The sequence below is a fragment of the Isoptericola sp. NPDC058082 genome (assembly GCF_042885055.1).
GTDB lineage: Bacteria > Actinomycetota > Actinomycetes > Actinomycetales > Cellulomonadaceae > Isoptericola.
On record NZ_JBHVSQ010000010.1, the window covers coordinates 33,842 to 51,325 of the forward strand.

Consider the following 17,484-nt stretch of genomic DNA (forward strand, 5'->3'; position numbering starts at 1 on the left):
GGTGCGCCATTTCAGCGCAGCACGAATCCGGGGGTCAGCGTGTCGTCCGGGTCGACCTCGAACACGGACGTGGCGACGTGGTGGGCGGCGCCGGTGACGACCGGGACGACGGCGCCGCGGCCCTCGTCGGTCATACGCTCCAGGACCCGGGCGCGGAACCGGGTGCCGACGATCGAGTCGTGGACGAGCACCTGTCCGTCGCCCAGCCGTCCCGTGGCGGCGAGGACGGCGACCCGCGCCGCCGTGCCGGACCCGCAGGGGGAGCGGTCGACCTGGCCGTCGGCGAAGATCGTCACGTTCCGCTGGTGCGGGCCCCCGTCGGGCGACGTGCCGAGGTCGTCGACGACGATGGTCCCGTACAGGCCGCTCAGCCGCGGGTCGGTCGGGTGCTCGAGGCGGGCGTCGCCCGCGAGGGCGGCCTTGACCTCGCGGCCGAGGGCGATGAGCTCGCCCAGGTTCTCGGGCGTCACCGTGAGGCCGGCGCTCGCGGCGTCGACGCACGCGTACAGCGCGCCGCCCCAGGCGAGATCGACGCGGATCTCGCCGCGGCTCGTCGCCACCGGCACCCCGGCGTCGACCAGCGCGCTCGGCACGTTCACGAAGTCGACCTCGCGCACCCGGCCGTCGTCACCGGTGCGCACGTGGGCGGTCACCCGCCCGGACGGCACGTCGATCACCACGTCGGTGACCCCGGACGGGTCGGCGGGCACCAGGCCGGAGCGCACGGCCCATGCCCCGAGCGCGATCGTGCCGTGACCGCACGCGGTGGAGAACCCGTCCTTGTGCCAGAACAGGACGCCGAGGTGCGCGCCGTCGTCGTCCGGCGGGGTGACGAAGCCTCCGTACATGTCGGCGTGACCGCGCGGCTCGAAGCACAGCAGGCGGCGCAGGCCGTCGACGTCCGGGTCGTCGATCGCACGCTCACGACGCTCGGCGACGGTCGCGCCGGGGATCGGCACGGGAGGCGCCGGCACGATGCGGAACGGCTCGCCCGCCGTGTGGTAGTCGATCGTCCGCACCGGCCCCAAGATCCGAGGCCGTCCGTCGGTGGCGGCGGCGGCGCCGCTCTGGTCGGTCATGCGCGCGACCCTACGGCAACCCGACGACGCGGGGCTCCCCGTCGAGACCGTGCGCGAACCTTCAGGTCAGAGCATGCGGGAGTGCTCGCCTCCGGAGGCGGCCGCGAGCGCGAGCCAAGTGTCGACGACGGTGTCGGGGTTGAGGGACACGGACCCGATGCCGCGCTCGACGAGCCACTGGGCGAAGTCGGCGTGGTCGGACGGCCCCTGCCCGCAGATGCCGATGTACTTGCCGTGGCGTCGGCAGGCGTCGATGGCGAGACCGAGGAGCTCGCGGACCGCGGGGTCGCGCTCGTCGAACGCGTGGGCGACGAGCGCGGAGTCACGGTCGAGGCCGAGCGTGAGCTGGGTCAGGTCGTTGGACCCGATGGAGAAGCCGTCGACGTGCTCGAGGAACTCGTCGGCGAGCAGGGCGTTGGACGGCACCTCGCACATCATGACGACCTGGAGGTCGTTCTCGCCGCGCCGCAGCCCGTTCTCGGCGAGGAGGGCGACGACCCCCTCCGCCTCGTCGAGGGTGCGCACGAACGGGATCATGACCCGCACGTTGGTGAGCCCCATGTCGTCGCGCACGCGGCGCAGCGCCTCGCACTCCATGTCGAAGCACTCGCGGAAGTCGGGGGAGAGGTACCGGGACGCGCCCCGGTAGCCGATCATCGGGTTCTCCTCGTCGGGCTCGTACAGCGTGCCGCCGAGGAGGTTGGCGTACTCGTTCGACTTGAAGTCGCTGAGCCGCACGATGACGGGCTCGGGCGCGAAGGCGGCGGCGATCGTGGACACCCCCTCGGCGACGCGCTGCACGAAGTACTCGCGCGGGGTGGGGTACGCGGCGACGCGGTTCGCGACCTCGTCCCGCAGCTCGGCGGGCAGGTCGTCCGCGTCGAGGAGGGCGCGGGGGTGGATGCCGATCTGCCGGTTGATGATGAACTCGAGACGGGCCAGCCCGACGCCGTGGTTCGGCAGCCGGGCGAAGGAGAACGCCTGGTCGGGCGTGCCGACGTTCATCATGATCTTCACGGGCGGCTCGGGCATCCGGTCGAGCTCGGTCGCCTCGTCGTCGAACGCCAGCAGCCCGGCGTAGACGCGTCCCTCGTCGCCCTCCGCGCAGGAGACGGTCACCTCGTGCCCGTCGGGCAGGTCGTGCGTGGCGGAGCCGGTGCCCACGACGGCCGGGATGCCGAGCTCGCGCGCGATGATCGCGGCGTGGCAGGTGCGCCCGCCGCGGTTCGTCACGATCGCCGCGGCGCGCATCATGATGGGTTCCCAGTCCGGGTCGGTCATGTCCGCGACGAGCACGTCGCCGGGGGCGAAGCCGTGCATCTGGTCGACCGAGGACAGCACCCGGACGCGGCCGGCGCCGATCTTCTGCCCGATGGCGCGCCCCTCGAGCAGGACCGAGCCCGGCTCGCGCAGCGTGAACCGGCGCGTGACGTTCCCCGAGTCGCGCGAGACCACGGTCTCGGGGCGGGCCTGCAGGACGTAGAGCCTGCCGTCCACCCCGTCCTTGCCCCACTCGATGTCCATCGGGCGGCCGTAGTGCTCCTCGATGACGAGGGCGATGCGGCCCAGCTCGGTCACCTCGGCGTCGGTGAGGGAGAAGCGCGCGCGCTCGGCGGGGTCGACGTCGGCGAACACCGTGCTGCCGCCGACGTGCCGGCCGGCGGCGTAGCGCATGGCGACCGCCTTCTCGCCGACGGACCGCTTGAGGACCGCCGGCCGGCCGGCGCGCAGCGCGGGCTTGTAGAGGTAGAACTCGTCCGGGTTGACCGCGCCCTGCACCACGGCCTCCCCGAGCCCGTACGAGCTGGTGACGAAGACCGCCTGGTCGAACCCCGACTCGGTGTCGACCGTGAACATGACGCCGGAGGCGCCGACGTCCGAGCGCACCATCCGCTGCACCCCGGCCGAGAGCGCGACGTCGTGCTGGTCGAACCCGTGGTGCGCGCGGTAGGCGATGGCGCGGTCGTTGTACAGGGAGGCGAAGACGGACCGCACGGCGTGGAGCACGTTGTCGATGCCCCCGATGTTGAGGAAGGTCTCCTGCTGCCCGGCGAACGACGCGTCGGGCAGGTCCTCGGCGGTGGCGCTCGAGCGCACCGCCCACGTCACCTGCTCCGGTTCGGGGTCCTCGGCGACCAACCTCGCGAACGCCGCGCGGAGGTCCGCCTCGACGTCGGCCGGGAACGGCTGCGCCTCGACCCAGCCCCGCACGGCGGACCCCACCTGCGCGAGGGCGGTGACGTCGTCCGTGTCCAGGCCCTCGACGGCGGCGCGGATGCGTCCGGCGAGGTCGTCGTGCTCGAGGAACCGGCGGTAGGCCTCGGCCGTCGTGGCGAACCCGCGCGGCACGCGGACGTCGGCCGCCGCGAGCCGGGACACCATCTCCCCGAGGGAGGCGTTCTTGCCGCCTACCCGGGCCAGGTCGTCCATGCCGATCTCGTCGAACCAGAGGATATGGGCCATCGTCGGTCCCTTCGTGGGTGCGGATCGTGGGTGCGGATCGTGCGGTGCCGTCAGCCGCGCAGCTTCATGGTCTGGAGGATGACGGCGGACATCTCCTCGACGCTCTTGGTGGAGGAGTTGAGGAACGGGACGCGCGTGCGGCGGTAGAGGTCCTCGGCCTGGCGCAGCTCGAGCCGGCACTGGGCGAGGCTCGCGTACCGCGAGTGCGGGCGGCGCTCGTGGCGCACCTGGCTCAGGCGCAGGGGCGTCGTGGTGAGGCCGAAGCACCGCGCGGCGTACGGGGCGACGGCGGGTGGCAGGCCGTCGGCCGGGAAGTCGTCCTCGGTGAGGGGGTAGTTCGCGACGAGCAGCCCGTGCTGCAGCGCGAGGTACATCGTGGTGGGGGTCTTGCCGCAGCGCGAGGGCGCGATGATCACGACGTCGGCGAGGTCGAGCGCGCGCCGGCTCTGCCCGTCGTCGTGCTCGATGGCGTACTCGACCGCGCGCATGCGGGCGAAGTACCGCTCCAGGTCGCCGACGCCGTGGGACGGGACGAGCTGTTCGCTGGACGTCGTGCCCAGGGCCTGCTCGAGCTCCACGAGATGCCCGCCGAGGAGGTCGATCAGGACACCCCGCGACCGGTCGAGCTCCTCGCGGACCGCCGGCGCCCGCACCGTGGTGAAGACGATCGGGGCCAGCCCGTCCGCCGCGGACCGGTCGATCTCGGCGGTGAGGTCGCGCGCGGCGCGGTCGGTGTCGACGAACGGCACGGTGTGGCGGCGGAACGTGATGGCAGGGAAGTTGACGAGGAGGGCGCTGCCCAGCGTCTCGGCCGTGATGCCCGTGCCGTCGGAGACGAAGTAGACCGCCCGTTCGCGCGGCGGCGGCGTGCCGGCGTCGTCGCCGGACGTCGCCCGGAGTGCTGTCATCCGCCGTCACCTCCGAGGTCCAGGATCTCGTCGTTCGAGCCGCCCGGCCCGCCGAGCGTGACGGGCGTCGTGCTGCGCACCCTACGCCCACCATGTGAATGACGGTTAACTTCTGGCGCGCCGGTGCGTGTCCCCGGCTCGGACGACGGATCGTGGAGCGTGACGCGAGCCCGCCCGACGGCGTCAGGGGGTGCGCGCTCCGGTGCGCGGCGCCGGACCGGTGCTCTCGCGCACCACGAGGCGCACGGGCACGGTCTCGTGCGTGCCGCTGAGGTCGACGTCGTCGCGCACCTGGCGCAGCAGCAGGTCGACGAGGCTGCTGCCGATGCGGGCGAAGTCCTGCTCGACGGTGGTGAGCGGCGGCCACAGGTGCTCGGCGAGGGTGATGCCGTCGAAGCCGACGACGGACACGTCGTCCGGCACGCGGCGCCCGGCCTCGTGCAGGGCGTGCAGCATGCCGGCGGCGGTCTCGTCGTTGGCGCAGAACACGGCGGTGACGTCCGGGTCGGCGGCGAGCTCGCGGCCGACGGCGTACCCGGTCCGCGCGGTCCAGTCGCCGTGCAGGGGCTCGGGGACGGTCCGGCCGGCCGCCTCGAGCGTGGCGCGCCAGGCGTCGGTGCGGCTGCGGGCGGGCAGCGAGTCGTCCGGGCCCGCGACGTGGTGCACGGTGCGGTGGCCCAGGTCCAGCAGGTGCTGCACGGCGAGACGGGCGCCCTCGGTCTGGTCGGCGCGCACGGCGGGGTGCGTCCCCACGAAGCGCGAGTCGGAGACGACGACGGGCAGCTGGGCCGGCAGGGCGAGCGTGTCCGGGGTCGCGGACTCGGCGCGCACGATGACGAGCCCGTCGATCGCCTGGTGGGAGAGGCGCGTGACGGCCGCGGAGACGTCGTCGGGGGAGGGGCTCTCGACGTCGACGATCGTGACGGTGTAGCCCTCCGCGCGGGCGGCCTCGACGACGGCCTCGACGGTGCGCGACTCGCCCGTGCGGGCCAGCCGGTGGGCGATGACCCCGAGGGTGCGGAAGCTGCCGTACCGCAGCGCGCGGGCGGCGGTGTTGGGGGCGTAGCCCAGCTCGGCCATCGCGGCGAGCACGCGCTCGCGCGTCGCGGGCCTGACGTTGTCGAGCCCCATCGAGACGCGGGAGACGGTCTGCGAGGAGACGCCCGCGAGCGCCGCGACCTCGGCCATCGAGGGGGCCGTCCGGGGGCGTCCGCGGCCTCGGGACCGCACGCCGGGAGCGCCGTTCGTCTCCACCATCGCCGCCTCTCGTGCCGCCTCTCGTGACTCCGCCGGCGTCCGAGGGCTTGACATCCCTGGCGCCTCGCGACACTCTAGTCCGGCCCGATGTTTACGTAAACATTTGGCCCGCCCGTCCTCCTGGGAGTTGCTTCGTGACCGCTGACGCTCCGGCATCCTCGCCGCCCGCCCGCACCGCTGTGCCCGTCGTGCGCCGCAGTCGTCGGCGCTGGACTGGATGGATGTTCGTGGGCCCGTTCATGGTCGTGTTCGCGCTGGTGTTCCTGGCGCCGATCGCCTACTCGCTCTACCTGTCGGTGTTCCGCACGCAGATGGTGGGCGGCACCACGTTCGTCGGGCTCGAGAACTACGCGCAGGCGCTCGCCGACCCGCAGTTCTGGGCAGGGCTGGGACGCGTCAGCCTGTTCCTCGTGGTGCAGGTGCCGATCATGCTCGGCATCGCGCTGCTGGTCGCCCTCGCGATCGACAGCGGCCGCCTGTACGGCAAGAGCTTCTTCCGCATCTCGATCTTCATGCCCTACGCGGTGCCGGCCGGCGTCGCGGCCCTCATGTGGGGCTTCATGTACGGCACGCGGTTCGGCCTGGTGGGCAACCTCAACGACGCCTTCGGCATCAGCCTGCCGAACCCCCTGTCGCCGGACCTCGTCCTGGCCTCGATCGGCAACATCGTGACCTGGGAGTTCGTCGGCTACAACATGCTGATCTTCTACTCCGCGCTGCGCGTGGTGCCGCACTCGCTGTACGAGGCGGCGGAGATCGACGGCGCCGGCCAGTGGCGCGTCATCAGCGCCATCAAGCTGCCCGCCATCCGCGGCGCGCTCGTCATCGCCACGATCTTCTCGATCATCGGCAGCTTCCAGCTGTTCAACGAGCCCAGCATCCTGCAGTCGCTCGCCCCGAACGCCATCACGACGTCGTACACGCCCAACCTGTACGCCTACTCGCTGTCGTTCTCCGGCCAGCAGTACAACTACTCCGCGACCGTGGCCATCATCATGGGCCTGATCACCATGGTGATCGCCTACGTGGTGCAGCTGCGCGGCATGCGCAAGGAGCCGTGACCCGTGTCGACGCTGACCGCCCCCGCCCGTCCCGCCCCGCGGCTGCGCACCCCGCGCTACCACTCGGTGGCCCGGCCGCGCCGCAGCCCGCTGCTCACGGTGCTCACCGCCGTCGTGCTCGTGTACTCGCTGGTGCCGCTCGCCTGGCTGCTCATCAACGCGACCAAGACGCAGGAGGACCTGTTCTCCTCGTTCGGCCTCTGGTTCGGCGACTCGTTCTCGCTGTGGGACAACATCGTCACCACGCTCACCTACGACGACGGCGTCTTCGTGCGGTGGTTCGGCAACACCGTGCTGTACGTGGTGGTGGGCGCCGGCGGCGCGACGTTCCTCGCCATCCTGGGCGGCTACGCCCTCGCGAAGTTCGACTTCCCGGGCAAGCGCGGGGTGTTCGCCCTCGTCATCGGCGCCGTCGCGGTGCCGGGCACGGCGCTCGCCGTCCCGACGTTCCTCATGTTCAGCCAGCTGGGCCTGACGAACACGCCGTGGGCCGTGATCATCCCGTCCCTGATCTCGCCGTTCGGGCTGTACCTCATGTGGACCTTCGCGGCGGAGGCCATACCGGGCGAGCTGCTCGAGGCGGCCAGGATCGACGGGGCGGGCGAGTTCCGCACCTTCTTCCGCGTGAGCCTGCCGCTGCTCGCGCCCGGGATCGTCACGGTGCTGCTGTTCACGATGGTCGCCACCTGGAACAACTACTTCCTGCCGCTGATCATGCTGCGCGACTCGTCCTGGTACCCCCTGACGCTCGGGCTCAACGCCTGGAACGCGCAGGCCGCCACCGCCGGCGGCGAGGCGATCTTCAACCTGGTCATCACCGGCGCCCTGCTGACGATCCTGCCGCTGGTCGCCGCCTTCCTGCTGCTGCAGCGCTACTGGCAGTCCGGCCTGGCCGCCGGGTCCGTCAAGGAATGACCCCCGTACCTCCCCGCGTATCCCCGTCTGACGATGAAGTGAGGACCCCATGAACGCACGATCCCGCCACCTGGCGCGCGGTACCGCCCTCGCCGGCGTGCTCGCCCTCGGCCTGGCCGCCTGCGGCTCCGGAGACGACGCCGGCTCGGGCGGCGGCGACGCCGCGCCCGTCGACACCGCCGCCGTCCTCGAGAAGGGCGGCGAGATCACCGTCTGGGCGTGGGAGCCCACGCTGGAGCAGGTCGTGACGGACTTCGAGAAGACTTACCCGAACGTCACGGTGAACCTCGAGAACGTCGGGACGGGCAACGACCAGTACACGGCCCTGCAGAACGCGATCTCGGCCGGCGACGGGGTGCCCGACGTCGCCCAGGTCGAGTACTACGCCGTGCCGCAGTTCGCCATCTCCGAGGCGCTGACGAACCTCGGCCCGCTCGGCGCGGACGAGCTGGACGGCACGTTCAGCACCGGCCCGTGGAACTCCGTGCACAGCGGCGACGGCGTCTACGGCCTGCCCATGGACTCCGGCCCCATGGCCCTCTTCTACAACGAGGAGGTCTTCGCCAGGTACGGCGTCGACGTGCCGACCACGTGGGACGAGTACCTCGAGGCCGCCCGGACCATCCACGAGAAGGACCCGAAGGCCTACATCGCCAACGACATCGGCGACGCCGGCTTCACCACCAGCATGATCTGGCAGGCGGGCGGCCACCCGTACCAGGTGGACGGCACGGACGTGACGATCGACTTCGCCGGCGACGAGGGCACCCAGAAGTTCGCCGAGGTGTGGCAGCAGCTGATCGACGAGGACCTGCTGGCCCCCGTCGGCTCGTGGAGCGACGAGTGGTACCAGGGCCTCGGCAACGGCACCATCGCCACCCTGACCATCGGCGCGTGGATGCCCGCCAACCTCGAGTCCGGCGTCCCGCAGGGCGAGGGCAAGTGGCGCGTCGCCGAGATGCCGCAGTGGGAGGCCGGGCAGCACGCCACGTCGGAGAACGGCGGCTCGTCGCTGACCGTCCCCGCCGCGAGCGAGAACGCCGAGCTCGCCTACGCCTTCGTCGACTACGCCACGAACGGCGACGGCGTGCAGGCCCGCCTCGACGGCGGCGCGTTCCCCGCCACCACGGCCGACCTCGAGTCGGACGAGTTCCGCGGCGCCGAGTCCGAGTACTTCGGCGGCCAGAAGATCAACGAGGTGCTCGCCGACTCCGCCGCGAACGTCGTGGAGGGCTGGCAGTACCTGCCGTTCCAGGTCTACGCGAACTCCATCTTCAACGACACGGTGGGCCAGGCGTACGTCTCCGGCACCACGCTGACGGACGGCCTGGCGACGTGGCAGGAGCAGTCCGCCACGTACGGCAACGGCCAGGGCTTCACCGTCAACAAGTAGTCCGGGCGAGCGTTCCTGCGGTCGGGCTCCCGGGCCCCGGAGGCCCGACCGCAGGGACACCCGTGCCCGACCTTCGCCCCGCAGACCCGGAGAGGTGCCCCGCCCCATGCCCACGTTCGAGATCGGCGAGCGGGACTTCCTGCTCGACGGCCGCCCCTTCCAGGTGATCAGCGGGGCGCTGCACTACTTCCGCGTGCACCCCGACCAGTGGGCCGACCGGATCCGCAAGGCGCGGCTGATGGGGCTGAACACGATCGAGACGTACGTGCCGTGGAACTTCCACGCGCCGGAGCCGGAGGGGTTCGACCTCAGCGGCCGGCGCGACCTGGGCCGCTTCCTGGACCTGGTCGCGGCGGAGGGGCTGCACGCGATCGTGCGCCCCGGGCCGTACATCTGCGCGGAGTGGGACGGCGGCGGGCTGCCGGCGTGGCTCTTCGCGGACGGGGGCACGGGGGTGCGCCGGCACGACCCGGCGTTCCTGGACGCGATCGGCACCTACTACGCGCACCTGCTGCCGCTGGTGGCCGAGCGGCAGGTGACGCGCGGTGGCCCGGTGCTCCTGGTGCAGGTGGAGAACGAGTACGGCGCCTACCCGGGCGTGCCCGGCGACGAGCGCGCGCGCTACCTGCGCGCGCTCGTCGACCTCACGCGGGCCCAGGGGATCGACGTGCCGCTGTTCACGTGCGACCAGGCCGACGACGAGCATCTCTCGCTCGGCGGCCTGCCGGAGCTGCACAAGACGGCGAACTTCGGCTCTCGGTCCCTCGAGCGCCTCGCCGTGCTGCGTCGTCACCAGCCCACCGGGCCGCTGATGTGCACGGAGTTCTGGGACGGCTGGTTCGACTCGTGGGGGCTGGAGCACCACGTCACCGCCCCGGAGACCACGGCGGCCGACCTGGACGACCTGCTCGGCGCGGGCGCGTCGGTCAACCTCTACATGTTCCACGGCGGCACCAACCTGGGCCTGACCAACGGGGCCAACGACAAGGGCACGTACCTGCCCATCACCACGTCGTACGACTACGACGCGCCGCTGTCCGAGCACGGCGCGCCCACCGCGAAGTTCCACGCCCTGCGCGCGGTGATCGCCAAGCACGCTCCGGTGCCCGACGAGGTGCCCGTCGAGCCGGCGCCGGCGCCGGCGCTCGACGTCGTCCTCGACCGGAGCGCGGCGCTCGACGCCGTCCTGGGCCTGGTGTCCGGGCCGAGGTCGCGGACGTCGTCCGCCCAGCCGCCGACGATGGACGACCTGCGTCAGTGGTCCGGGTTCGTGCTGTACGGCACGCGGGTCACGGCCGAGGACGCGGTCCTCGTGGTGGACGAGGTGCGCGACCGGGCGCTCGTGGCGCTCGACGGCGACCCGGTCGGCGTGCTCGACCGCACCACCCACGCCTGGTCGCTGCCGCTGCCGCGCCGGGCGGGCACGCTGACCCTGCTCGTCGAGGACCGCGGCCGCGTCAACTACGGCCCCCGGATCGGCGAGCCCAAGGGGATCGTCGGGACGGTGCGCACCGCCACCCGCGCCCTCACCGACTGGGAGGCCGTGCCCCTGCGTCTCGACGACGCCCCGGCGCTCCTGGCCGACGCCGAGTGGGCGACGGCGGGCGGCGCCGACGCACCGGTCGGCGGGCCGTCGTTCCACCGCGGCGCGTTCGACTCCGTCGCGGGCGCCGACCACTTCCTGCGCCTGGACGGCTGGACGCGGGGGCTCGCCTGGGTCAACGGCGAGCTGCTCGGGCGGTACTCGAGCCAGGGCCCCACGGGCACGCTCGCCGTGCCGGGGCCGCTGGTGCGCGCCACCGGCAACGAGCTGCTGCTGCTGGAGCTGCACGGCGCGGCCGCACCGCGCGCCAGGTTCGTCGCCGCCCCCGACCTCGGCCCGACGGAGGCCTGACGGCGTCGCCGGGAGCGGGGCCCGACCCCTGGCTCGTGCCCGCCAGGGGCGGGCATCACCTCGTGACCGCGGTCGTCGCGGCCGGGAACCGGCCCACCACGTCGAGGCCCGCCCCCACACCTCGACCCGCGCGGAGCGACGGCGACGTGGACCACTGACGCGACGGCGCCGGCGCGCGGTCGGCGTGGTCCTTTGGCATCGTGGTCGACGTGACGGGTGCAGGAGGGGCGGACGGCTGGCAGGACCGCCCGCGCGTGCTCGTCGTGGAGGACGACCCGGACGCCGCCGCGTACGTGCGCACCGTCCTGACGCGACTCGGCGGGATGGACGTCGCGGTCGCCGGCGACGGCGACACCGCGCTCGAGCGCCTGGACGAGCACCCCGAGCTGCTCGTCACCGACGTCGAGCTGCCGGGCCTGTCCGGCCTGGAGCTGATCCACGAGGCCCGGGAGCGTGTGCCGGGTATCCCCGTGATCGTCATGACCGCGCACGCCAGCGTCGAGTACGCCGTCGAGGCGCTGCGCGAGAGCGCCGACGAGTTCCTGGTCAAGCCGCTGGACTCCGCGCGGCTCGTCGAGCGGGCGCACGCCCTCGTGGACGCCGCGCGCCGGCGGGCGAGGCCCACCGACCGGGTGCTCGCCGTGGGCGCGCACCCCGACGACGTCGAGATCGGGGTGGGGGCGACTCTCGCGTCCCACCGGTCCGCCGGCGACGAGGTCACGGTCCTGGTCCTGTCGGGCGGTGCTGTGGGCGGTGTGGCCGCCGACCGGCGGCTGGAGGCGGCCGCCGCGACCGCCGAGATCGGGGCGGGGCTCGTCGTGCGCGACCTCGAGGACACCCGGATCGACCTGGCGACGGCGATCACCGCGATCGAGGAGGTGATCGCCGAGGTGCGGCCGACGATCGTCTACACGCACTCGGCGAACGACCGTCACCAGGACCACCGCACCGTGCACCGTGCCGTGGACGTGGCGGCGCGGCGCGTCTCCACCGTCGCCTGCTACCAGAGCCCGTCGGCGACCATCGAGTTCCGGCCCACGCGGTTCGTGCCCGTCGACGGGTTCGTCGAGACGAAGCTGCGCATGCTCGCGGCGTTCGTGTCGCAGTCCCACCGGGACTACATGCAGCCGGACCTGGTCCGGGCCACCGCGCGCTACTGGTCGCGGTACGGCGGAGGCGAGTACGTGGAGCCGCTCGAGATGCTGCGCGCCAGCCAGCTGCTCGGTCGACGACAGTCCGCGGGCGCGAACGAGGACGAGGACGAGGAGCACGGCGCCGCCGTCCCGGCGTCCCGCTCCGAGGGACGAGGGGGAGCCTGATGACGAGGGTGCTCGTGACGGGGGCCGGGGGACCGGCGGGGGTGGCGGTGATCCGTTCGCTGCTCGCGCGCGGGGACGTCGAGGTCTATGCCGCGGACATGGACCGTTGGGCCAGCGGCATCTACCTCGTGCCGGACGGGCGCCGCCGGCTGGTGCCCCCGGGGCTGGCGGACGACTTCGTCGAGCGCGTCGCGCTGCTGTGCGCCGAGGACGGCATCGAGGTGCTGTTCCCGACCGTCGACGTCGAGCTGCCTCGCCTGGCCGCCGCGCGCGACCGGCTCGCGCGGGCGGGCACCACGCTCGCGTCGCCGAGCCTCGCGACGCTCGAGACGGCCCTGGACAAGCTGGCGCTCGCCCGCGCCTGCGCGGGCCACGTCCGCGTGCCGCGCACCGAGCTGCTCGGGGAGTCCGGAGCGGACCAGGGCTGGGACTTCCCCGTGATCGTCAAGCCGCGCCGCGGTGCCGGTTCCCGCGGGGTGCGCCTCGTGACCGACCAGGCCGAGCTGGAGGCCGTGCGCGGCACCGAGGACCTGCTGGTCCAGGAGCTCCTGCCCGGCGACGAGTACTCCGTGGACGTGCTCGCCGACGCGTCCGGGCACGTGGTGGCGGCGGTCCCGAGGGCCCGCCTGCGCGTCGACTCGGGGGTGTCCGTCGCCGGCGTGACCCTGCACGACGACGCCCTCGTCGCGACCGCCGCCGAGGTGGCGCGGGTCATCGGCCTCACCACCGTGGCCAACGTCCAGCTCAAGCGGGACCGCGACGGCGTGCCGGCCCTGCTCGAGGTGAACCCCCGGTTCCCGGGTGCGATGCCGCTCACGATCGCCGCCGGGGTGGACATGCCGTCCCTCACGCTCGACGCGGTGCTGGGGCGGGAGGTCCCGCGGCACGTCGACTTCCGGGAGCTGGCCAACGTGCGGTTCCTCGAGGACCGGTTCCTCCCGGTGGGAGAGATCCTGCCCGAGCCCCGCGTCGGCCGGGCCGACGACGGGGCGCCCTCGTGACCACCCCCGCGGGCGGCCCCGCCCCCACCGGCCTCGACCTGAGGGGCGACCACCACGTGCACTCGACGTTCTCCGACGACGCGGTGAGCACGCTGGCGGAGAACCTGGACGCCGCCCGGGACCGCGGGCTGACGGTCGTGCGGATGGTGGAGCACGTGCGCCGCGGCGCGACGCACGTGCCCGACTTCCTGCGGGCGGCCGAGGCGCTCGACCCGCCGGAGGGGCTGACGGTCCTCACCGGTGTCGAGGCCAAGCTCCTCGACACCGCCGGCTCCGTCGACGCGCCCCCGGAGGTGCTGGCCGCCGTCGGCGGGCCGCGGGGGCCGGGGCGCGTGCTGCTGGCCGACCACCAGCTGCCCGCCCCCGACGGGCCGTGGAGCCCGCGGGTGGCCCGGGAGCGCCTCGCGGCCGGCCTCCCGGCTGCGGACGCCGTGGGCTTCCTCGTCACGGCCTACGCCCGTGCTCTCGCCGCGAGCGGCCCGGCGCAGCTCGCCCACCCGTTCTCGATCCTGCCCAAGATCGGGCTGGCCGAGGACGAGGTCACGGCCGAGCACCTGGACGCCCTGGCGGACGCGCTGCGCGCCGCGGGCGGCGTCGTCGAGGTCAACGAGAAGTGGCGGTGCCCGGGCGCGCGGGTGGCCGGCGCCCTGCGGGCCGCGGGGGTCGACCTCGTCGCGTCGACGGACGCGCACGACGCCCGCGACGTCGGGCGCTACCGCTGGTTGGGCGGCGACGCATGACCCTCGAGCTCAGCGACGACCCGGTGACGAGGATCGTGACGATCGTCTGCATGGTCCTCGTCGTGTGCGGCGTGGTCCCCGTGGCGGCCGGCGTCTACCAGTACCTGCTGCTGCCGTTCCACGCCGTGAAGAACCACTGGAAGCGATCGGGACCGTACCTGCCGCGCGTGGTGGTCGTGGTCCCGGCGTGGAACGAGGGCGCCGTGCTCGCCGCCTCGCTCGAGCGCCTGATGCGGCTGGAGTACCCGCCCGACCGGCTGCGGGTGTTCGTCGTCGACGACGCGAGCACCGACGAGACCCCGGACGTCGCGCGGGCGATGGCCGAGGCCTACCCCGGCCGCATCGAGCACCTGCGGCGCGAACAGGGCGGGCAGGGCAAGGCGCACACCCTCAACCACGGGATCCGCGCGGCGCTCGCGGACGACTGGATGCAGGCCCTGCTCATCATGGACGCCGACGTCGTCTACCGGCCGGACTCCCTGCGGCGGATGACCCGCCACCTCGCGGACCCCGAGGTGGGTGCCGTCACGGGCTACATCACCGAGGGCAGCCAGCGGCCCGGGCCGGTGGCGCGGTTCATCGGCTACGAGTACGTCACCGCGCAGGCCGCCGCCCGCCGCGCCCAGAACGTGCTGGGCGTGCTCGCCTGCCTGGCCGGGGGCGCGCAGCTGCACTCGCGGGCCAACCTCGAGGACCTCGGCGGCGAGATCGACACGACGACGCTCGCGGAGGACACCTTCACCACCTTCCGCACGCAGCTGGCCGGGCGTCGCGTCGTCTTCGACCCGACGGCGATCGTGCGCGCCGAGGAGCCGGAGTCGGTCCGCGCCCTGTGGAAGCAACGCGTGCGCTGGGCGCGGGGGAACGTGCAGATCACGTCGCGGTTCCGCCGGGTGTGGTTCCGCCCGTCGCGCCGGCACCGCCTGGGGTCGCTGTCGTTCGGGCTCATCTGGTTCTCGGTCTACCTGCTGCCGGTCGCGGCCACGGCCGCGTCGGTCGGGCTGGTCGTGCTGCACGCGATCGACCAGGTGTCCGCGATCGCGGTCTTCCGGACGCTGTGGTGGGTGGCCGTGGTCGCCTACGTGTACGTCACCGTGCTCACGGTGCTCGTGGACCCGCGCACCGCGCGACGCACCTGGTTCGAGGCGCTCACCTTCCCCGGCATCGGGTCGCTGGTCGTCATGGTGGCCGCCTGGTACCCGGGGCTGTGGGACCAGCGCCTGCCGTCGCTGTTCGGGCTCGAGGTGTCCCCCACGGGGCGGTCGGTGCTCCTGTACCTCCTGTACGCGTGGCCGCTGGTGGCGATGCTGCTGGCGTGGCTCGTGCGGGCGGCGGACGGCGTGACGCGGCTGCACTGGCTCGCGAACCTGCTGCTGTACGTGGTCGGGTTCGGCCCGCTGCTGTGCGCGATCACCCTCGACGCGTACGTCAAGGAGGCCCGCGGGGCGTCGACGGCCTGGGACAAGACGATCAAGACAGGGAAGGTCGTGGGATGAGCACCTCGCCCGACGAGCGGCCGGCCGGCACGGCCGCGGAGCCCCGCACCCGACGGGAGCGCCAGGAGTGGTGGGCGACGCTCGCCCCGGACGCGCTCGAGGACGAGACCCGGACGAACCGGCGCCGGGAGCGCTGGCTCTTCCTGTCCGCGGGCGTGGCCCTCGCGGCGACCCTGGTCGTCCTGGCGCTGCACGCGGGGCCCCTGTTCTCGTGAGCGTCGACGCGCCGCTGGGACGGTTCGCCCCCGTGCGCGCGGCGTGGGCGCGGATCGACACCGTGCTCAAACGCCAGGTCGTCTTCGGGGTCCTGTATGCCGTGTCGCTGGCGCTGGTCCCGCTCGCGGGGGTGCCCGTCGCGTCGGGCTGGTTCATCGTCGCGGGCGCCCTCGTGGAGCTGCTCGTGCTCGCCGCGGCCGCGTTCGCCCCGTGGCACCGGTGGCCGCCGGCGGCGCAGGACGTGCTCCCGATCGTCAGCGCGCTCGCGATCGTGCTCCTGGAGCGCGGCACGTCGTTCACGGCGATCTACTTCACGTCGCTCGTCCTCCTCCCGGTCGTGTCGCTGGCCTGGAACGGGGGGTGGCGGGGGATCGTGCTGGCGACGATCACGGCCTCCGCGGTGGTCGCGGCCCCGCGCCTGTGGCACGGCCACGTGGTGGACCAGCAGAGCTCGATCGTGCGAGCCGTCCTGATCCCGCTCATCAGCCTCGCCCTCGCGTCCTTCGTCGCGGCTGCGGCACAGGGCCAGCGCAGCCGGAACGCGCGGCTGCAGGAGCTGACCGGCCAGCTGCGCACGTCGCGCGACCTCATGGCCGGGCTGGTCGACGCCGCCACGGAGCAGGCGATCGTGGCCACGGACGTCCAGGGCCGGATCGAGGTGTTCAACCAGGGCGCCGAGCGTCTCACCGGCTGGGCGGCCGGCGAGGCGGTGGGGCACTCGATCCTGGAGCTGCGCCTGCCGACGGAGCTCGACGTGGCGGCCGCGGAGGCCGGGCTGCGGCCGATGCCGGACGAGGACCCGGCGTCGGTGCGCCTGCAGGGCCTGCTCGGGGCCGCGATGGACGGCGGGGTCCAGGTGCGCGACTGGACGCTGCTGCGGCGCGGGGAGAGCGCCGGGACGGTGCGGGTCACCGTCACCCGCCGCCTGCCGCAGCCGTCCGTGCGCCACACCGGGTACCTCTTCGTCTCGACCGACATCACGGAGCAGCTCGAGGCGGAACGGGCCAAGGACCAGTTCCTCGGCTACGTGAGCCACGAGCTGCGCACCCCGATCAGCTCGCTCCTCGGCTACCTGGAGCTGCTGGGCCTCGACGACGGGAACCTCACCGACGAGCAGCGCGACTATCTCGCGGTCGTGGAGCGCAACGCGCGGCGCCTGCTGCGACTGGTGGAGGACCTGCTGCTCACGGCGCAGGTGGACGCCGGACGGTTCACGGTGGCGCTCGAGCCGACCGACCTGCGCACGATCACGGCCGGCGCCCTGCGTACCGCCGCGCCACAGGCCCGCGCCGCCGGCGTCGACCTCGTCGACGAGACCGAGGCCGAGGTGCCCTTGGACGGCGACGCCACCCGGCTCGGGCAGATGGTCGACAACCTGGTGTCGAACGCGCTGAAGTTCACGCCGCGCGGCGGGACGGTCACGGTCCGCGCCGCCCCCGGGACGGACGAGGACGGCGGACCGGCCGCAGTCCTGACCGTCCAGGACACGGGCGTCGGCATCCCCGGCGACGAGGTGCGGCGCCTCACCGACCGGTTCTTCCGCGCGTCCACCGCGACCGAGCGACGCATCCCCGGCGTCGGGCTGGGGCTGTCCATCTCGAAGGCGATCCTCGACGCCCACGGCGGCACGCTGACGATCGCCAGCGTGGTGGGGGAAGGCACGACGTTCACCGTGCGCCTGCCCGGGTCAGCGTGGGGAGAGGGCGAGACCGCCGGCTGACGGGCGTCGACGCCGAGGAGCG

The 17,484-nt window shown here is 73.4% G+C and carries 14 protein-coding genes; 10 read left to right on the plus strand and 4 right to left on the minus strand.

The genetic code is table 11. From position 1 onward, the window contains the following. Nucleotides 1–11: 11 nt before the first annotated feature. From ACFVS0_RS14290 to ACFVS0_RS14305, 4 genes are all read right to left on the minus strand, one after another. The gene (locus tag ACFVS0_RS14290; RefSeq protein ID WP_430588319.1) at nt 12–1,079 is read right to left on the minus strand and encodes a proline racemase family protein; all 1,068 of its coding nucleotides are present in this window, start codon (nt 1,077–1,079) and stop codon (nt 12–14) included. A gap of 66 nt (nt 1,080–1,145) precedes the next feature. Next, on the minus strand, nt 1,146–3,542 hold the full coding sequence (gene ppsA, locus ACFVS0_RS14295) for a phosphoenolpyruvate synthase (RefSeq protein WP_430588320.1): 2,397 nt from the start codon (nt 3,540–3,542) through the stop codon (nt 1,146–1,148). A gap of 50 nt (nt 3,543–3,592) precedes the next feature. Next, nucleotides 3,593–4,450, minus strand: a complete 858-nt coding sequence (locus ACFVS0_RS14300; protein WP_430562994.1) for a pyruvate, water dikinase regulatory protein — start codon at nt 4,448–4,450, stop codon at nt 3,593–3,595. A gap of 183 nt (nt 4,451–4,633) precedes the next feature. Then, a complete protein-coding gene (locus ACFVS0_RS14305; RefSeq protein WP_430588321.1) occupies nt 4,634–5,638 on the minus strand; it encodes a LacI family DNA-binding transcriptional regulator in 1,005 nt (334 codons plus the stop codon). A gap of 290 nt (nt 5,639–5,928) precedes the next feature. On the opposite strand from ACFVS0_RS14305, the gene ACFVS0_RS14310 reads away from it, so the two are divergent. The 10 genes from ACFVS0_RS14310 (at nt 5,929) to ACFVS0_RS14355 (ending at nt 17,462) form a co-directional block, all read left to right on the plus strand. After that, nucleotides 5,929–6,768: a carbohydrate ABC transporter permease gene (locus tag ACFVS0_RS14310; RefSeq protein WP_430588322.1), complete on the plus strand. Its 840-nt coding sequence runs from the start codon at nt 5,929–5,931 to the stop codon at nt 6,766–6,768. 3 nt (nt 6,769–6,771) lie between these two features. Continuing rightward, on the plus strand, nt 6,772–7,683 hold the full coding sequence (locus ACFVS0_RS14315; protein WP_430588323.1) for a carbohydrate ABC transporter permease: 912 nt from the start codon (nt 6,772–6,774) through the stop codon (nt 7,681–7,683). Between the two features lie 49 nt (nt 7,684–7,732). Continuing rightward, on the plus strand, nt 7,733–9,076 hold the full coding sequence (locus ACFVS0_RS14320; RefSeq protein ID WP_430588324.1) for an ABC transporter substrate-binding protein: 1,344 nt from the start codon (nt 7,733–7,735) through the stop codon (nt 9,074–9,076). A 106-nt stretch (nt 9,077–9,182) separates the two neighbouring features. Continuing rightward, on the plus strand, nt 9,183–10,970 hold the full coding sequence (locus ACFVS0_RS14325) for a beta-galactosidase family protein (protein ID WP_430588325.1): 1,788 nt from the start codon (nt 9,183–9,185) through the stop codon (nt 10,968–10,970). A gap of 209 nt (nt 10,971–11,179) precedes the next feature. Continuing rightward, nucleotides 11,180–12,289, plus strand: coding sequence for a response regulator (locus tag ACFVS0_RS14330; RefSeq protein WP_430588326.1), 1,110 nt, complete (start codon nt 11,180–11,182; stop codon nt 12,287–12,289). After that, entirely contained in the window at nt 12,289–13,290 is a 1,002-nt protein-coding gene (locus ACFVS0_RS14335; protein WP_430551746.1) for an ATP-grasp domain-containing protein, read from the plus strand. The genes ACFVS0_RS14330 and ACFVS0_RS14335 overlap by 1 nt, the downstream gene beginning before the upstream one ends. Continuing rightward, nucleotides 13,287–14,030 carry a PHP domain-containing protein gene (locus tag ACFVS0_RS14340; RefSeq protein ID WP_430588327.1) on the plus strand — a complete coding sequence of 248 codons (744 nt, stop codon included), beginning with the start codon at nt 13,287–13,289 and terminating at the stop codon, nt 14,028–14,030. Before ACFVS0_RS14335 ends, ACFVS0_RS14340 begins: the two co-directional genes overlap by 4 nt. Next, on the plus strand, nt 14,027–15,526 hold the full coding sequence (locus tag ACFVS0_RS14345) for a glycosyltransferase (RefSeq protein ID WP_430588328.1): 1,500 nt from the start codon (nt 14,027–14,029) through the stop codon (nt 15,524–15,526). The genes ACFVS0_RS14340 and ACFVS0_RS14345 overlap by 4 nt, the downstream gene beginning before the upstream one ends. After that, nucleotides 15,523–15,741 (plus strand): hypothetical protein, encoded by a 219-nt coding sequence (locus tag ACFVS0_RS14350; RefSeq protein ID WP_430551749.1) that lies wholly within the window; start codon nt 15,523–15,525, stop codon nt 15,739–15,741. Before ACFVS0_RS14345 ends, ACFVS0_RS14350 begins: the two co-directional genes overlap by 4 nt. Next, the gene (locus ACFVS0_RS14355) at nt 15,738–17,462 is read left to right on the plus strand and encodes an ATP-binding protein (RefSeq protein ID WP_430588329.1); all 1,725 of its coding nucleotides are present in this window, start codon (nt 15,738–15,740) and stop codon (nt 17,460–17,462) included. Before ACFVS0_RS14350 ends, ACFVS0_RS14355 begins: the two co-directional genes overlap by 4 nt. Nucleotides 17,463–17,484 lie beyond the last annotated feature (22 nt).